Origin of the sequence: Holospora elegans E1 (assembly GCF_000648275.1) — a bacterium.
GTDB lineage: Bacteria > Pseudomonadota > Alphaproteobacteria > Holosporales > Holosporaceae > Holospora > Holospora undulata_A.
On record NZ_BAUP01000147.1, the window covers coordinates 1 to 13223 of the forward strand.

Here is a 13223-nt window from a genome sequence, read left to right on the forward strand (position 1 = left end):
TCCCCTTGTGTTCTTGTGTAAGGCTCGTTATAGAAGCGTATAAAATAGCAACAGCGACAATGGTCATAAGTTTGGAAAGTCTTCCCAAATCTTTCATAGGGGTATTTTCAAGGTTAACCCCTTGCGTTTTCATAGTTCTGAACAGCCGTTCAATATCCCATCTTTGTTTGTTTAGTACCCGGTCTTTATCTTGGGCAAATGACAAGGTACGCATCTTTAATCTTTTTACCTACGCCCCCCCCTAGGATCATCCAGCATGGTATACAGATGGCGGCTTTCGTCCGTATTTAGGTGAGTAAAAAATCCTTCAAAGGCTTTTTAGAGGTGCCAAAGTTGGCCAATGGATTATCTTTTATACGGATAAAAAAAGGGATCTTATGGTCACACAAATAAGTGATCCAATCTTTGCCCACAAATTCGCGATCAGCTGAAAAGGAGAGAATTTTATCGCCCCAAAAGATTTCCTTAAATTGGTTTAATAAACTGATGCGTGCTAGGGTGTGCGAATTTTCCTGGTGATCAAGCATGCTCTAAAACAAAGGAAATGTAATATTTCCAACTTTAACAGCTAGTACGAGGCAATTGATATTCTGCGTTCCAAACTTCTAATTGGTGCCATCGAGCATTAAATGTATTTTAGGAATTTGCTCCCAAATGCTTGATATTAAGGCTTTTGAGAAGAGTCCAGAATCAATTCCTTGTCCTTTTAAAAAAACTCCTGATGCGTTCAAGCTTGGATTTTATTGAAGGTGGAGAGTGCATCTTGTGGATCATCGCAGGATGCTGAACCTTTCGCTGATCGATAAGTACGAAGGTTTTAAAAGTCTCTGCGCGGGAATTGTGAAAAGCTAATAGTTTTGTTATCTTGCTTATTAAGGATGAGAGGTTCATTTGCATTAAACATTGTTGTTTATTTTTAATAAAATAGTCTGTCTTTCGGATCTTTTAAAGACCCTTCAAAAAAGTGAGGGGGAGTATGGTTTTCGCGTACGAAAAGTCTTTTTTTAAGCTATAGCCTAATCTTTTTAACCAGCAACTGAGTGTACCCCAAATTCTTGAGCAGCTTTTTTCAAGGTCATATCTTGGGGTTCTTTGACGTACTTTTCAAGCTTCCCTAAGTTCAATCTTTTTTTCTGAGCCAAGCACGCCTATTAGGAAAATAACAGCTTTTTTGTCTGTATTTTCTATGCCATTTTTCTATTCTACATGCCTATCGCCGATACACTTATTTTAAATAGGTGCGATGCTTCAATACCCCGCCTCCTCATCTAAATATTCTATTCCCCTTTGTCTTAAATCGTTGCTGTAGCTCTTTGTCATTTTCCTTTTATTTTAACAAAAAACACACCTAATTCAACATAAATTACTATAATTCTTTATTAAAGTTTTTTAGTCTATGAAAGTTTCCCTTTACTATTTTTGGATTTAGTCGTATTTAACAACTTCCCCCAGCCCCTTCTATCACAAACCTTCTTTAAAATTTTATTTTCGAAGTAGGTGTAAAATTAAAAATTAATAAGTTTTTTTAAGGTATGGGGCAAGGTAAGTTCCAGTATAACTTTCGGGCATTCAGCGATAGTTTGTGGAGTTCCTTCTGCCACGATGTACCCTCCTGCCTGTCCACCTTCAGGACCAATGTCTATAATCCAATCTAAAGTTTTTAGAACGTCCAGATTATGTTCAATAATAATCAAAGTATTTCCCTGGTCAGCAAGCCTATGCAATAATATTAACAATTGGTGAACATCATCAAAATGCAGCCCTGTTGTAGGCTCATCCAAGATATATAAAGTTTTTCCAGTACTACGTTTCATTAGTTCTTTTGCTAACTTAACACGCTGAGCTTCTCCTCCAGAAAGGGTTGGTGCTCCCTGTCCAATTTGTACATATCCTAACCCAACACTCTCAATAATAGAGAGGTGTTTGTGAATAGATGCTATATCTTGGAAAAAAGATAATGCTTCTGTTACCGACATTTTCAAAACATCCCCAATGTTTTTTCTTTATACCGGACTTCTAACGTTTGTTCGTTATAGCGTTGTCCAAGACACTGAGGACAGGTGGTGTAAACGTTAGGCAAAAAGTGCATCTCAATACACAATACTCCATCACCTTTGCAGTGCTCACAACGACCTGCTTGTACGTTAAATGAAAAGCGTCCCGCAGTATATCCACGGGTTTTAGAATCTGGTAGCATGGCAAACCACTCACGAATTAATGTAAAAACTCCAGTATATGTGGCAACATTAGATCGAGGCGTCCTTCCAATTGGTGACTGGTCCATTTCAACCATTTTATCGATCCATTCAGTTCCAGAAATTTTACCGCATATATCTTTTAAGTCACGATTTTGATTAAGATGCCGAATACCTTTGCATAACGTATCCATAATTAAAGAAGATTTTCCACTTCCTGATACTCCTGTAACGCCGATCATTTTTCCTAAGGGAAAAGATACAGTTAAATTTTTTAAGTTATTAACGTTGGCGTCAACTAGTTGTAACTGTTCATCTTTTCTTCCTGAACGCAGCTTTTCTGGTACTAAAATTTTTTTATCCCCTCTTAAATACGCTCCCGTTAAACTGTTTGGATGTGCTTCAATTTCTTTTGGAGTCCCCTTGGCAACCAAATTCCCCCCCAAATAACCTGCTCCTGGTCCCATATCTATAACGTAATCCGATTGACGAATGGTGTCTTCGTCATGTTCCACTACAATCACTGTATTTCCCAAATCTCGTAATCGGTGTAATGTACGAATCAAACGATCATTATCTCTTTGATGTAGTCCGATAGAAGGTTCATCTAGTACGTACAGCACCCCTGTTAGTCCAGATCCTATTTGAGAAGCAAGACGAATACGTTGAGTTTCCCCTCCAGATAAAGTACCAGAAGCACGAGACAAAGTAAGATATCCTAACCCGACATCCATCAAAAACTGTATTCGGCTTTTAATTTCTCGAAATATAGGAGTGCTTATAACACGTTTATCTTCTTCTATCAAAGGTTCTATGTGATTAATCCAAGTAGATAATTCTTCTAAAGGCCATTTTCCCACTTGAGCAATGTGAACGTCTTGAATTTTTACGCACAATGCTGCCTGACTTAAACGGTCTCCATGGCATTTGTTACACACTGCATTATCTTGTTCATTTTCTTCTTCAAAATTTCCAAAACTCAAAACCCCCAGTCCGTCACAAAAAGAACATGCACCATAAGGACTATTAAAAGAAAATAGACGAGGCTCTATTTCTGGCAAACTAAAGCCAGATACTGGGCAGCTCATAGTTCCTGATAAATGAAGAGTTGGACCTGTAGGGGGGGCTAAAGGCTCTACTACAATATATTGTTCACCAAGACGCAATGCTTGTTCCACACTTTGCGTTAATGTATCTAAAAACTGAGTATCTTCTTGATTAGGGATACGAAAACGATGAACGACAACAGAAATATCATGCATAGTATTTTTTTTTAACTGCGGTACTTCTTCAATATCATAAAATTGATCATCAACTTTTACTTTACGATAACCTTGCTTTTTTAACCCGGCAAAAGTTGGTTTGAATTCTCCTTTTCCCCCGCGAACGATTGGCGCCAACAAAACATATTTTTCGTCAACAGGAAGCGCTAAAATGCGTTGCACCATTTGGCTAGCGGATTGAGGCTCTATACACATTCCCGTTACAGGAGAATACACTTTGCCTATTCTTGCGAACAAAAGACGAAAATAATCATAAATTTCCGTTACCGTGCCTACCGTAGATCTTGGGTTGTGAGAAATTGACTTTTGTTCAATAGAAATTGAAGGGCAAAGTCCAGTAATACTATCTACTTCTGGTTTTGGCATCATGTCTAAAAACTGCCTTGCATATACAGATAAGCTTTCTACGTATTTTCGCTGTCCTTCTGCGTACAGCGTATCAAAAGCCAGAGAGGATTTTCCAGAACCACTGGGACCAGTAATCACTACGAGTTGATCTTTTGGGATTGTTAAAGACACATTTTTTAAGTTATGCTGACGGGCACCAATAATACAAATAGTTGTACGTGTGTCAGAAATTTTAATATTCCCTTCTGCATCTATCAATTCCATAAAAATCCTAATAAAAATTTTACACACTATAGTACAAGGTATAAGAAGCTATATTTATAGTCAAGTAAACAAGTTTTATGAGAAAAGCAGACAATAAGAGAATAGCTTTGGTTCTTTGGAAGGGGTATGGCTTAGAGTTTTCCCTTACCTACAAAAAAAGCATTTTTGAAGCCTGCGGCGTCAGCCACAAATACTTAACCTCTTTACGCAGTAAGTTGGGTTTGACATTTTGTTGTCCGAATTGTTAAAATTAAATTGTTGTTAAAAATAAATAAAAAAGTGTTATGAAACAAAAAATATTGCTAACTTTTTTTCTTCTTTTCTCACAGACATATTCTTTATATTCCAATCCAGTTGGTCAGTTGACATCTTCGGAACAGAGTTTTTTTGTGGAAGATTTTCTTCAAAAAAATCCAGAAGCTTCTATTTTGTCATGTGCCAAAAATATTTAGAAATTCATGGAAAAAAAATGTGGGAGAGGTGTTTTCAATTCTTCTGTCAAAAAAATCAGTAAAACCTCAAGAAATAGAAGAAATTTTTTGCTGATAAAGAAGTATCTGACGCGCTATCTAATCAATGGGGTGGCGTTTTTCAACAATGTGTCACAAATAATGAAGAGGATAACTTTTACAAGCTTTTGGGAAACTCCAGAGTCTTGGAAAAATTAAATAGTATGGATTTAGAGTGCGTATTGAAAAGATGTATCTATGAAAATAATACAAATTTTTTCGACAAACTTCTAGAAAACGCCACCGTAGTAGAAAAATTAAGTAGTAGAAGTGTAGGTGTAGTATTGGAGTACTGTGTCTATGGCTGTGGCTGTATAAGTAGCTTAGATTTTCTCGACAAGATTTTAGAAAAGGCCACCGACGCCACCGTAGTAGAACACTTAGATAGTGTAGGTTTAAAGTTAGTATTGAGTCACTATATCTCTAGAAATAAAAAAGATTGTTTAGACAAGGTTTTAGAAAACGCCAGCGTATTAGAAAAATTAGATAGTAGAGATTTAGGGTCAGTATTGATCGAATGTATTTGTAAAAAAGATACAGATAGTTTCGACAAGATTTTAGAAAACGCCAGCGTATTAGAAAAATTAGATAGTGAAGATTTAAAATTAGTATTGGACCAATATATCTCTAGAAATAAAACAGATTTTTTTGACAAGCTTTTTCAAAATAACGAAACCCTTAAAAAATTGATAAAAACATGTATAGAACAAGAAGATGTGAATGTTTTCTGTAACAGGGAAGTATTATCTTTTTTAACTGATCAAAATAAGATAAAATTATTCAGTGTTCTTTCTGAAAATGATGCTTTTTTTGAAAGACTTCGCCCTGAAGAATCAAATGATCTTGCGCTACAACTGGCTTTTTACTCAAAGGACGTGCTGGAAAATGAAAGTGCATTAAATTTTTTTGGAAAACTAATGAATAAAGTCGTTCCTTATACAGCAAGGTGTTTTGTTTTAGAAAATCTTGGAAAAATTAATGACCAAACACTATATGGATTTATCTCCAGGATTACTGGTAAAGAGAGTATCAATGCGGTCTTGAACGTGCTTTATTCAGATTTTCGTTACCAGGATTCAATTTTGGAACATATCGCAGGGATTAAACAGAAAGTTTTAGAATCAGATGTTCAAAAAGAAGTAAAAAAGCTTAAAGAGAAAACAAATGGCAATCAACATATTGCAAGCACTCCAGGGGCGATTGCAACTCTGGCAAATGCTTTATCTCCTTTTTATTGGTGGGCTATTGAACAGCGTCTAGGGTATTCTGTTAATATTATGGAAGAAAGTTTAGGTGAAGAATTAGGTGAAGAATTAGGTGAAGAATTAGGTGAAGAATTAGGTGAAGAATTAGGTGAAGAATTAGGTGAAGAAATTGAAAAACTGCATGCAGCTATAGATTCTTCCAAATTAGATGATCAAAGAAAGCAAAATATTTTATTAGGCATTGATTATTTGCAAAGAGGTAGGGGATGGCATGGTGCGCAGCTTGGAAATGACTTCCATTTAGCGCTCTTAAGCACGGTTCACGATCGTTCAGAAGAATACGCATTTAAAAAAGTTATATTAAAAGAATTTGGTGAAGCTTCACAAAAATATCTTTTATTTCAAGACAAAAAAGACAATTCATCTGGGCAAAATTTCTACGTACTATTGGATAAAATGGCAATAGACTTTAATACTATTCCAGAATTCAACACACTTTATCCTAATGTTTTTGCAGCAAATGATGGAAAAACTTCTCAAGAAAAAGAAGCATTCGAACAGATTCGCGCAGCATCGTTTGAAAAAATTGCAAATTATTTTTGGGATTTAAAAAATAACGTACATACTGATGCAAACATGAGTATTTTTTTCAAATCGTATGGAAAAACGATAAGTAAATTTATGAGAGCGGTCGAAGAAGAATCTAGTAAAAATGTAGTAGATTTAGAAGATACAAATAGCCCTTATTTTAATCTTATTTGTTGTTACGAAGATACAGTAACACAAGGTGAGGGGTTTCCTTTGGCTATGCCTTCAGGCATCCAAGTGCCACTTGGACGGTGTTTACACGGCGTAGAGGTGGGGGTTTACGATGCAATAGCACAATCAGAAGGGCTACAATTTGAATTTCCAATAAGCGCTTCGTGTCGCCATTCCGAAAGTATTGCAGAACAACAGAAGTAAAAGAAGCTTTTAGAGGTCTGTAGCTTGAAAAGACGTCACTTTGTGGTGTCTTTTTTTTATTAAACTTAAAATTTTTAACCTTCCATTAGGGCCCGTCCTCAATTGAGTTGTTTTTTGAGAATTTAATAGAAAATCCAAAAGAAATTTTTATTCAATGAAACGTTATGCGTTGAAGGGGATCAGTGGGATGGATAGAAAAAAGATCTTTTATTCGGAAAATCGGGAGATATGGGCGTTACAGCAAAAGACAATCTCCTGTTTATGGAGGCTGTTTTATGCCGTTACCGTGCAGGAATTCTGTGGAAAGATCTGCCAGAGAGATTAGCGATAGCTTCCATGCCCGCTAGAGCCAAAAGGAAGTAAGGAAAAGAGTCTTTGAGGTGCTGGCAAAAGACGCCAAAACGAGTACGCGATGATCGATTCCACGATTGTGCGCGCCCACTAACACAGCGCTGGAACTAAAAAAAACGAGAACCAGGCCATCTGAGTACGAAGATTCATGCAATCTGTGACGCCCAAGGCAATCTCACCAGAAATCCCATCGCTTTTCAGTTGACAAAAGATCGGCCCTATGATTCAGAAGGCGCAGATGCGTTGATGGCTTCGTGAAGGCTGATGGAGTGCTTGCCGATAAATCGTATGATGCTGATGAAAGGGGCGGCGAAAACTCAAGGAAAAGGGGGGCAAGGTCGTGATCTCCCCTAAAAAAAACGTTTAAACTCTTCATATAGCTGGTGTTTAGCTCCTAACTCTTACGGTGTAATCTGTAAAGAACTCAAGGAGACAAATTTATAGGAAACATATTGCATGAGAATGCCAAGACACCGCCAAGAATCAGAAAAGAACTACGAGAATCTAAAGAGAGCGCCCCAACGCTTGCAAAACACTATATCCTAAACGTCAAGATGGTTCTAAAATGGAAGAAGACATTAAGCGTTGAGCTCTATAGTAATTTAGGTTGAATTAGAGATTTTAAAGAAGCAAGAAATAGCGTCGAATAGAGCGTTGAAATTTAGTATATTGTCCACCTCTTCATATTAGCCCAGAATTTCTCTATTGGATTCAAATCACAAGAGTAAGGAGGTAGAAAATTATACTGAATTTTAAGTATAAAATTCTATTAATTCTTGACTTTTCTTGGATTTATGAAAAGAGGCATGATAACACCTTAACCAGGCTTTAGTTCCTTAATCAGAAATTCTACCCAAGCTTGGAATAATACTGTGTCGCAAGAGCCCTTAAACCCCATTGGTGCTATCGGCGTGTTATTAACCAAACCGGCAATACTATATACCAAATCAAACTGAAAGTGTTGGACTAATGCGTTGAAAGTTGTCATTGGCTCGGTCGACAAGATCCATGGCGATGTTGTCCCAGGTTTGGTCGAAAAAATGCAGTATACTCTTGCAAAACTCTTTGGCAGAGAGGAAAAATCGATTTTTGCGCACAAGTTCATTCTTCGATGGGGTTCAGGTTGGGGCTGGAAATAATGAACCTCAATCCCCCTTTCTTTTGCTGCTTTTTGGGTTTATTTGCTTGTGTTATAAGGTCTTTGATCCAAGATCAGGTAGAATGTTAGGCGCCTTTGGATAAGCGTCTTTTAGCTGATAAAAAAACGTCTTCAAGGGGGCTCTATCCAAGGTTTTGAAGGATATCACCGTAAGGCGCATGTGCCCTCGGTTCATGCGTGTCATGGAGGTGCCTGACAGGTGATTTTCGTTTCCATGGTGGGGGCATGTCATCACCAAACAGGATGGGCATCCTTCGGCGGTGTTGTCATCACCGTTGAATAAACGCTTCTTGCTTGGCTGCCTTTGCGTGCCGTGCTTCTGGCTTTTTAAATGAAAAATTATGGGCGTGCAGCCACGACGTCTTGCCTTGAATCGTATACGCAATGCCTCAAGAACACATCACTCACTTTCATGTACGTGTTGGCTTTCCAAATGTGCGATAAGTTCTGCTGTTTGTGAAGTATTCAGCTTGCTTACAGATCTCCCGCTTGACACCATTAACTCTTAACGCAACACGGTCTTCTTCTGTCAGAAATCTTTGCGTAAGAAAAATTATTAACACATAAAATTAAACTTTTAAACAATTTCATTCAGAATGAGTATAGCTATAAAAAAAATATTTTTCGTGCGTAGAAGCAAACAAATAAAAGCGAAGTTAGTATGAAAAATCGATCAAATATATAGCATACAAGTATTGTATATAGTGATGAAAGCGGCATTGATATGGCTATGTGTAAAGACAGAAGGGGGGGGCAGAAAAAGTGAAAAGTTGCTTGGCAAAAAGAGTGGGAAATAGTATCAAAGAACAAATATTGCCGGTTTGGTTAATAACACGCCGATAGCACCAATGGGGTTTAAGGGACCTTGCGAGATATTATTATTCCAAGCTTGGGTAAAAAATTTTTGATCAAGGAACTAAAGCCTGGTCAAGGTGTTATTATGGATAATGCCTCTTTTCATAAATAATCTGTAAAATGCAGTATAATTTTTCTACCTCCTTACTCTCCTGACTTAAATCCAATAGAGAAATTCTGGGCTAATATGAAGAGGTGGACAATATACTAAATTTCAACGCTCTATTCGACGCTATTTCGTGGTTCTTCAAAATATCTAATTCAACCGGAATTGCTACAGTTAAGCAAAGACGTTTTTCTGGTAAACCAAAGACCAGATACTTGATCAGAATGTCTGCTTAATTATATAGAGCTTCATCTTTTTTTGATTAATTTCAGAACTTTAGCTTTATCAGAAATTTTTCTTACTACATTCAAATCCAAACACTTTTAGGACGATTCTGAATTCCAGTTAAAATACTCCATACGTGTTGTTGAGTATATTGAGCCAAATTTTCTAAAGGCAGTCCTTCCCCCCATAATATGACCGGGTCTCCTACTTTAGCAGAACCTATGGCTCGTAAATCTACAGTAAGCATATCCATAGAAATGCGCCCGGCAATTTCGCACAAAATGTCATTTACTAAAACAGGAGCGCCGTCTCGAACCGTAATGGGGTATCCGTCTCCATATCCTACAGCAACAACTCCAACAGGCATAGAACTTTTACACACATATCGTCCTGCGTATCCCAAAGTTTGCTTAGGTTTTGCTTGAAAAACTCGAATCAATTGGCTTTTTAAAGACATTACTGGTTTTAATCCAAAAAAATCAGCACTATATTCTGGAAATGGACTACACCCATACAGTAGCAATCCTGGACGAACAACGTCACTAATGGCTCCTTGAGAAATCAAGCTTGCAGCAGAATTTTCTAAACTTTTTATAACTAATTTTCCTTCTGCAAACTTAAAAAACGCTTCATGTTGAAGGGCATTCAAGGGGTGCCCAAAAATATCCGCACACGCAAAATGAGACATCAGTCCCAAAGGCTTTTCAATAAAATCGTGATGATACATTTCTTGATACACCGCTTCTGCTTCTTCAAGATTAAACCCCAGGCGCCCCATCCCTGTATCTATTTTTAACCAGGCTTTTAAAGGTACTGAAGCCTGTTTAAACCATTGCCACTGCTCTAAAGATTGAAAAACTACTGAAATATTATGTTGATTTGTCAGCGCAAATTCAGATACACAGAATACTCCTTCCATCAAAATAATGGGAGTTTGAATTCCAGAATTGCGAAGAGACAACGCTTCATCAATGCTTGCAACTCCAAAATACTCTACATGACCGTCTAAAACCTTAGAAACGCTGCGTATTCCATGACCATAAGCATTTGCTTTGACCATTGCAATAACTTTACTTGACGGATTACGAGACCGTACAATAGACAAATTATGTAATAAATTTTTACCAGAAAGAACAATTTGTGTAGGGCGAGCCATAATTATACATAAATATTTATTTTTTTATATTTTAAAAGAAATATAGATCAACATTCAAGGCTAAATTCACAATTTTTTAGAATATCTTTTCCCTAAAGTATACTAGCTTTTTACCATAAAATCTTTCATAACGTAAAAATGAATATAATAAAAATTTAAGATAATTTCCAATTGGTATTCTTGCTCTTACGCATCCAGAGTTTTCTTTTTGGCTTCTTATAAAGAAACTCCGTTTCTGGATAGATCTTTTTGGATGGATATTGTCCAAGCCTTGATCTCCCCAGAATCCACGTACACTCTAGGAAGAGGCCCCCCAATCAAACTGAAAGTATTGGACTAATGCGTTGAAAATTGTCATTCGCGGTTGACAAGATCTATGGCGATGTTGTTTCAATTTTGAAGCATAGCCTTGATTATAAGGTGACCGCCCCCCTTCAAAACAGCGCTCACGCTGACACCAAAACGCTGAGCACTTCGGTTCATTGAAAGGCCGCTTGCGTATAAAACAAGGGCTTGGAGCTTGTCTTTTTCGGGCACACCTCGTAAAAATTTTTTCCACATTTTTTACATTTGTACCGCTTACCCCATCGAACAAATCCGCTTTTAAAGCAATCAGAACACTCACAAAATTTACATACAATTATTTTTAGAGACTTTTAAAAAACTTCCTTTACTGATTTTAATAAAAAGCATCTTTAGTTAAAAGCTTCGAAAATATTTGTTTTTAGTTTAATTTTTTTTTATATATTTTTCTATATTATATTTTTTATATACTATTACAATATTTAGTAAAATTGTGAACATTAATAAAAATAAACTCACCCGGATCCCTCTTCGAAAATCATTTCAAAGAAATCTTAAAATCAATGAAAAAGAAGCGAGTTATCTTTTAGAAAAAATCTTAGATCGTTTTCATAAAATTTTTTTAAACACCAAAGATCCGTATATAAAAATTTCTTCTTTTGGAACGTTCGTCATTACAAACAAAAAAGAACGTACAGGAAGAAATCCAAGAACTTTGGAAAAAACTGTCATTTTACCCAGAAGAAAAATTACTTTTCGTTCTTCAAAAAGGCTGGTAGAAAGGCTTAACCCTGCTTCCTTCTTGTAGTTTTTTTATGTACAAAGCCGTTGATTTTTTAGAGCCAGTAACAGAAGAATCATCTGATAGAACTTAAAAAATCTTGTTGGGTGCCAAAATGTACAAAATTACGCACTTCTTCAACAGATGTACACAAAAAATCATCGATTTTTCCTTGCCACAATAATTGCTGATCTGATAAAAATAAGACACGCTTTGCTAACAAAGGTAATCTTAAAATATCGTGAGTAATAGTAATACATGTAACTTTGTATATATTTTGGATTTGCTGAATAAGCAAGCTAATAGTGTGAGAGGCAACTGGGTCCAACCCTGCAGTTGGCTCATCTAAAAACAGGATATTAGGTTTGCGCACTATTGCTCTTGCGATACTTACTCGCCTGCGCATTCCACCAGATAGTGCGCTTGGATACGTGTTTCTGTGGAGCGCAGGGAACTGCACTTGATCTAAAGCTTCGTCCACTGCATAGGCTGAATGCTTTGGAAAAGAGAATGCTACGTTTTCTCGAACACTCATTCCGTCAAAAAGTGCAGAGTGCTGAAATACAACTCCAATGTCTTTAAAAAATTTTCCAGAATTGTTAACTATTGACGATGGTAATTTCCGTCCCTTAAAGAAAACATCTCCACAATCCAAGCTGCACAACCCCAAGATACAGCGAAATAAAACAGATTTTCCTGCACCAGAAGGCCCAACTAAGGCAACAGTTTGTTGATCTTGAATATCAAAAGAAATATTTTTTAATATACAAATATCATTAAAAGATTTGTAAATATTTTTGACAGAAAAAGTAATCCCTGCCATTGGATTGTCGAAAAACACAAAGGCCTTTAAAGTACCGCTAACTTATAAGAAATTGTACAACAAAAATCGTTGAATAGAAAGAACAAATAAAAAATATCAACATCAAAAATAATTTAGGTGCAATGTAAATTTTTTATCCAAATATAGAAGGAAAATTGCTAGATGGTCTCGTCACAAGATTAAAATATGGTATAATGGAAATCAGGAATTTTATTTTTTAAAAAGATCATACTCCCCCTCACTTTTTTGAAGGGTCTTTAAAAGATCCGAAAGAGAGGCTATTTTATTAAAATTTCTACTTTTTCTGCAAAAAATAAAAATGATTTTCTTAAAACCCTAATGGTCTTATCCGACGAAAAAACTAAAAATTCTGAATTGCTAAAAAATATAAAATTAGATCAAAGTGCTTTTGATTACATTGTGGACATTCTTCGTCCTTCAGAATTTAAAATGAAAACCCCTGAAATCATTCTTATTAAAATAATTTGGAATACCTTACAAACAGCTTTCTTGCAATACCTCACCAACACTTCTTCAATCAACGACCCAAAATCAAATCCAAATACTAATTTTTCATTTTTTGAACAAAAAGAAAATAAAATAAAAGAAAGCGAAGAATTTAGAAACTTTATACAAAACTTACGAATTTCTTTAGAACCGGTGTTTGAGGAAAGCGATTTAAAAATTCTTAAAACAA

19 protein-coding genes and 1 pseudogene are annotated in these 13223 nt (G+C 36.2%); 5 read left to right on the top strand and 15 right to left on the bottom strand.

All coding sequences use genetic code 11. The features are described from left to right. The 7 genes from HE1_RS05875 to HE1_RS05885 form a co-directional block, all read right to left on the bottom strand. Window positions 1-214, bottom strand: a 214-nt coding sequence (locus tag HE1_RS05875) for a transposase (protein ID WP_035545709.1), incomplete at its 3' end; no start/stop codon positions are given. Window positions 215-287: 73 nt separating this feature from the next. Further along, a complete protein-coding gene (locus HE1_RS06645) occupies window positions 288-527 on the bottom strand; it encodes a hypothetical protein (RefSeq protein ID WP_052567436.1) in 240 nt (79 codons plus the stop codon). A 78-nt stretch (window positions 528-605) separates the two neighbouring features. Then, window positions 606-731 (bottom strand): hypothetical protein, encoded by a 126-nt coding sequence (locus tag HE1_RS10085; protein ID WP_278243219.1) that lies wholly within the window; start codon window positions 729-731, stop codon window positions 606-608. After that, window positions 691-897 (bottom strand): hypothetical protein, encoded by a 207-nt coding sequence (locus HE1_RS08405; RefSeq protein WP_162480459.1) that lies wholly within the window; start codon window positions 895-897, stop codon window positions 691-693. The genes HE1_RS10085 and HE1_RS08405 overlap by 41 nt, the downstream gene beginning before the upstream one ends. A gap of 128 nt (window positions 898-1025) precedes the next feature. Next, entirely contained in the window at window positions 1026-1124 is a 99-nt protein-coding gene (locus HE1_RS10520; protein ID WP_373279909.1) for a hypothetical protein, read from the bottom strand. Window positions 1125-1505: 381 nt separating this feature from the next. Next, complete coding sequence (locus HE1_RS10575) at window positions 1506-1976, bottom strand: ATP-binding cassette domain-containing protein (protein ID WP_242837225.1); 471 nt, start codon at window positions 1974-1976, stop codon at window positions 1506-1508. Window positions 1977-1978: 2 nt separating this feature from the next. Beyond that, on the bottom strand, window positions 1979-4090 hold the full coding sequence (locus tag HE1_RS05885; RefSeq protein WP_242837224.1) for an excinuclease ABC subunit UvrA: 2112 nt from the start codon (window positions 4088-4090) through the stop codon (window positions 1979-1981). Window positions 4091-4745: 655 nt separating this feature from the next. Between HE1_RS05885 and HE1_RS05890 the strand changes: the two genes are divergently transcribed. Beyond that, complete coding sequence (locus tag HE1_RS05890) at window positions 4746-6767, top strand: hypothetical protein (RefSeq protein WP_206537258.1); 2022 nt, start codon at window positions 4746-4748, stop codon at window positions 6765-6767. A 1012-nt stretch (window positions 6768-7779) separates the two neighbouring features. On the opposite strand, the gene HE1_RS10525 is transcribed toward HE1_RS05890, so the two are convergent. Together HE1_RS10525 and HE1_RS09200 are read right to left on the bottom strand one after the other, a co-directional pair. After that, window positions 7780-7878, bottom strand: a complete 99-nt coding sequence (locus HE1_RS10525) for a transposase (RefSeq protein ID WP_075260305.1) — start codon at window positions 7876-7878, stop codon at window positions 7780-7782. 57 nt (window positions 7879-7935) lie between these two features. After that, complete coding sequence (locus HE1_RS09200; RefSeq protein ID WP_162531310.1) at window positions 7936-8106, bottom strand: hypothetical protein; 171 nt, start codon at window positions 8104-8106, stop codon at window positions 7936-7938. Between HE1_RS09200 and HE1_RS09205 the strand changes: the two genes are divergently transcribed. After that, window positions 8093-8257, top strand: coding sequence for a hypothetical protein (locus HE1_RS09205; RefSeq protein ID WP_023491041.1), 165 nt, complete (start codon window positions 8093-8095; stop codon window positions 8255-8257). The two genes, HE1_RS09200 and HE1_RS09205, sit on opposite strands and share 14 nt — an antisense overlap. A gap of 51 nt (window positions 8258-8308) precedes the next feature. Here HE1_RS09205 and HE1_RS09400 read toward each other — a convergent pair whose 3' ends face one another. The 3 genes from HE1_RS09400 to HE1_RS09210 are packed head-to-tail and all read right to left on the bottom strand — an operon-like array spanning window position 8309 to window position 8840. Beyond that, a complete protein-coding gene (locus HE1_RS09400; RefSeq protein WP_206537259.1) occupies window positions 8309-8515 on the bottom strand; it encodes a hypothetical protein in 207 nt (68 codons plus the stop codon). Window positions 8516-8546: 31 nt separating this feature from the next. Next, window positions 8547-8663 (bottom strand): winged helix-turn-helix domain-containing protein, encoded by a 117-nt coding sequence (locus HE1_RS07730; RefSeq protein ID WP_084491182.1) that lies wholly within the window; start codon window positions 8661-8663, stop codon window positions 8547-8549. Window positions 8664-8687: 24 nt separating this feature from the next. After that, the gene (locus HE1_RS09210) at window positions 8688-8840 is read right to left on the bottom strand and encodes a hypothetical protein (RefSeq protein ID WP_162531311.1); all 153 of its coding nucleotides are present in this window, start codon (window positions 8838-8840) and stop codon (window positions 8688-8690) included. A gap of 422 nt (window positions 8841-9262) precedes the next feature. Here HE1_RS09210 and HE1_RS10530 point away from each other — a divergent pair, with 422 nt between their 5' ends. Then, window positions 9263-9343 carry a transposase gene (locus HE1_RS10530; protein WP_373279910.1) on the top strand — a complete coding sequence of 27 codons (81 nt, stop codon included), beginning with the start codon at window positions 9263-9265 and terminating at the stop codon, window positions 9341-9343. Between the two features lie 202 nt (window positions 9344-9545). Here HE1_RS10530 and alr read toward each other — a convergent pair whose 3' ends face one another. Together alr and HE1_RS05910 are read right to left on the bottom strand one after the other, a co-directional pair. Further along, window positions 9546-10619: an alanine racemase gene (gene alr / locus HE1_RS05905; protein ID WP_035545714.1), complete on the bottom strand. Its 1074-nt coding sequence runs from the start codon at window positions 10617-10619 to the stop codon at window positions 9546-9548. Between the two features lie 390 nt (window positions 10620-11009). Beyond that, a pseudogene (locus tag HE1_RS05910) lies at window positions 11010-11244 on the bottom strand (helix-turn-helix domain-containing protein). 171 nt (window positions 11245-11415) lie between these two features. Between HE1_RS05910 and HE1_RS05915 the strand changes: the two are divergent. After that, on the top strand, window positions 11416-11730 hold the full coding sequence (locus HE1_RS05915) for an HU family DNA-binding protein (RefSeq protein WP_052567421.1): 315 nt from the start codon (window positions 11416-11418) through the stop codon (window positions 11728-11730). 49 nt (window positions 11731-11779) lie between these two features. Here HE1_RS05915 and HE1_RS05920 read toward each other — a convergent pair whose 3' ends face one another. Next, a complete protein-coding gene (locus tag HE1_RS05920) occupies window positions 11780-12544 on the bottom strand; it encodes an ABC transporter ATP-binding protein (RefSeq protein ID WP_162480422.1) in 765 nt (254 codons plus the stop codon). Window positions 12545-12976: 432 nt separating this feature from the next. Between HE1_RS05920 and HE1_RS05925 the strand changes: the two genes are divergently transcribed. Continuing rightward, on the top strand, window positions 12977-13223 hold a 247-nt coding region (locus HE1_RS05925), incomplete at its 3' end, for a hypothetical protein (protein ID WP_206537260.1).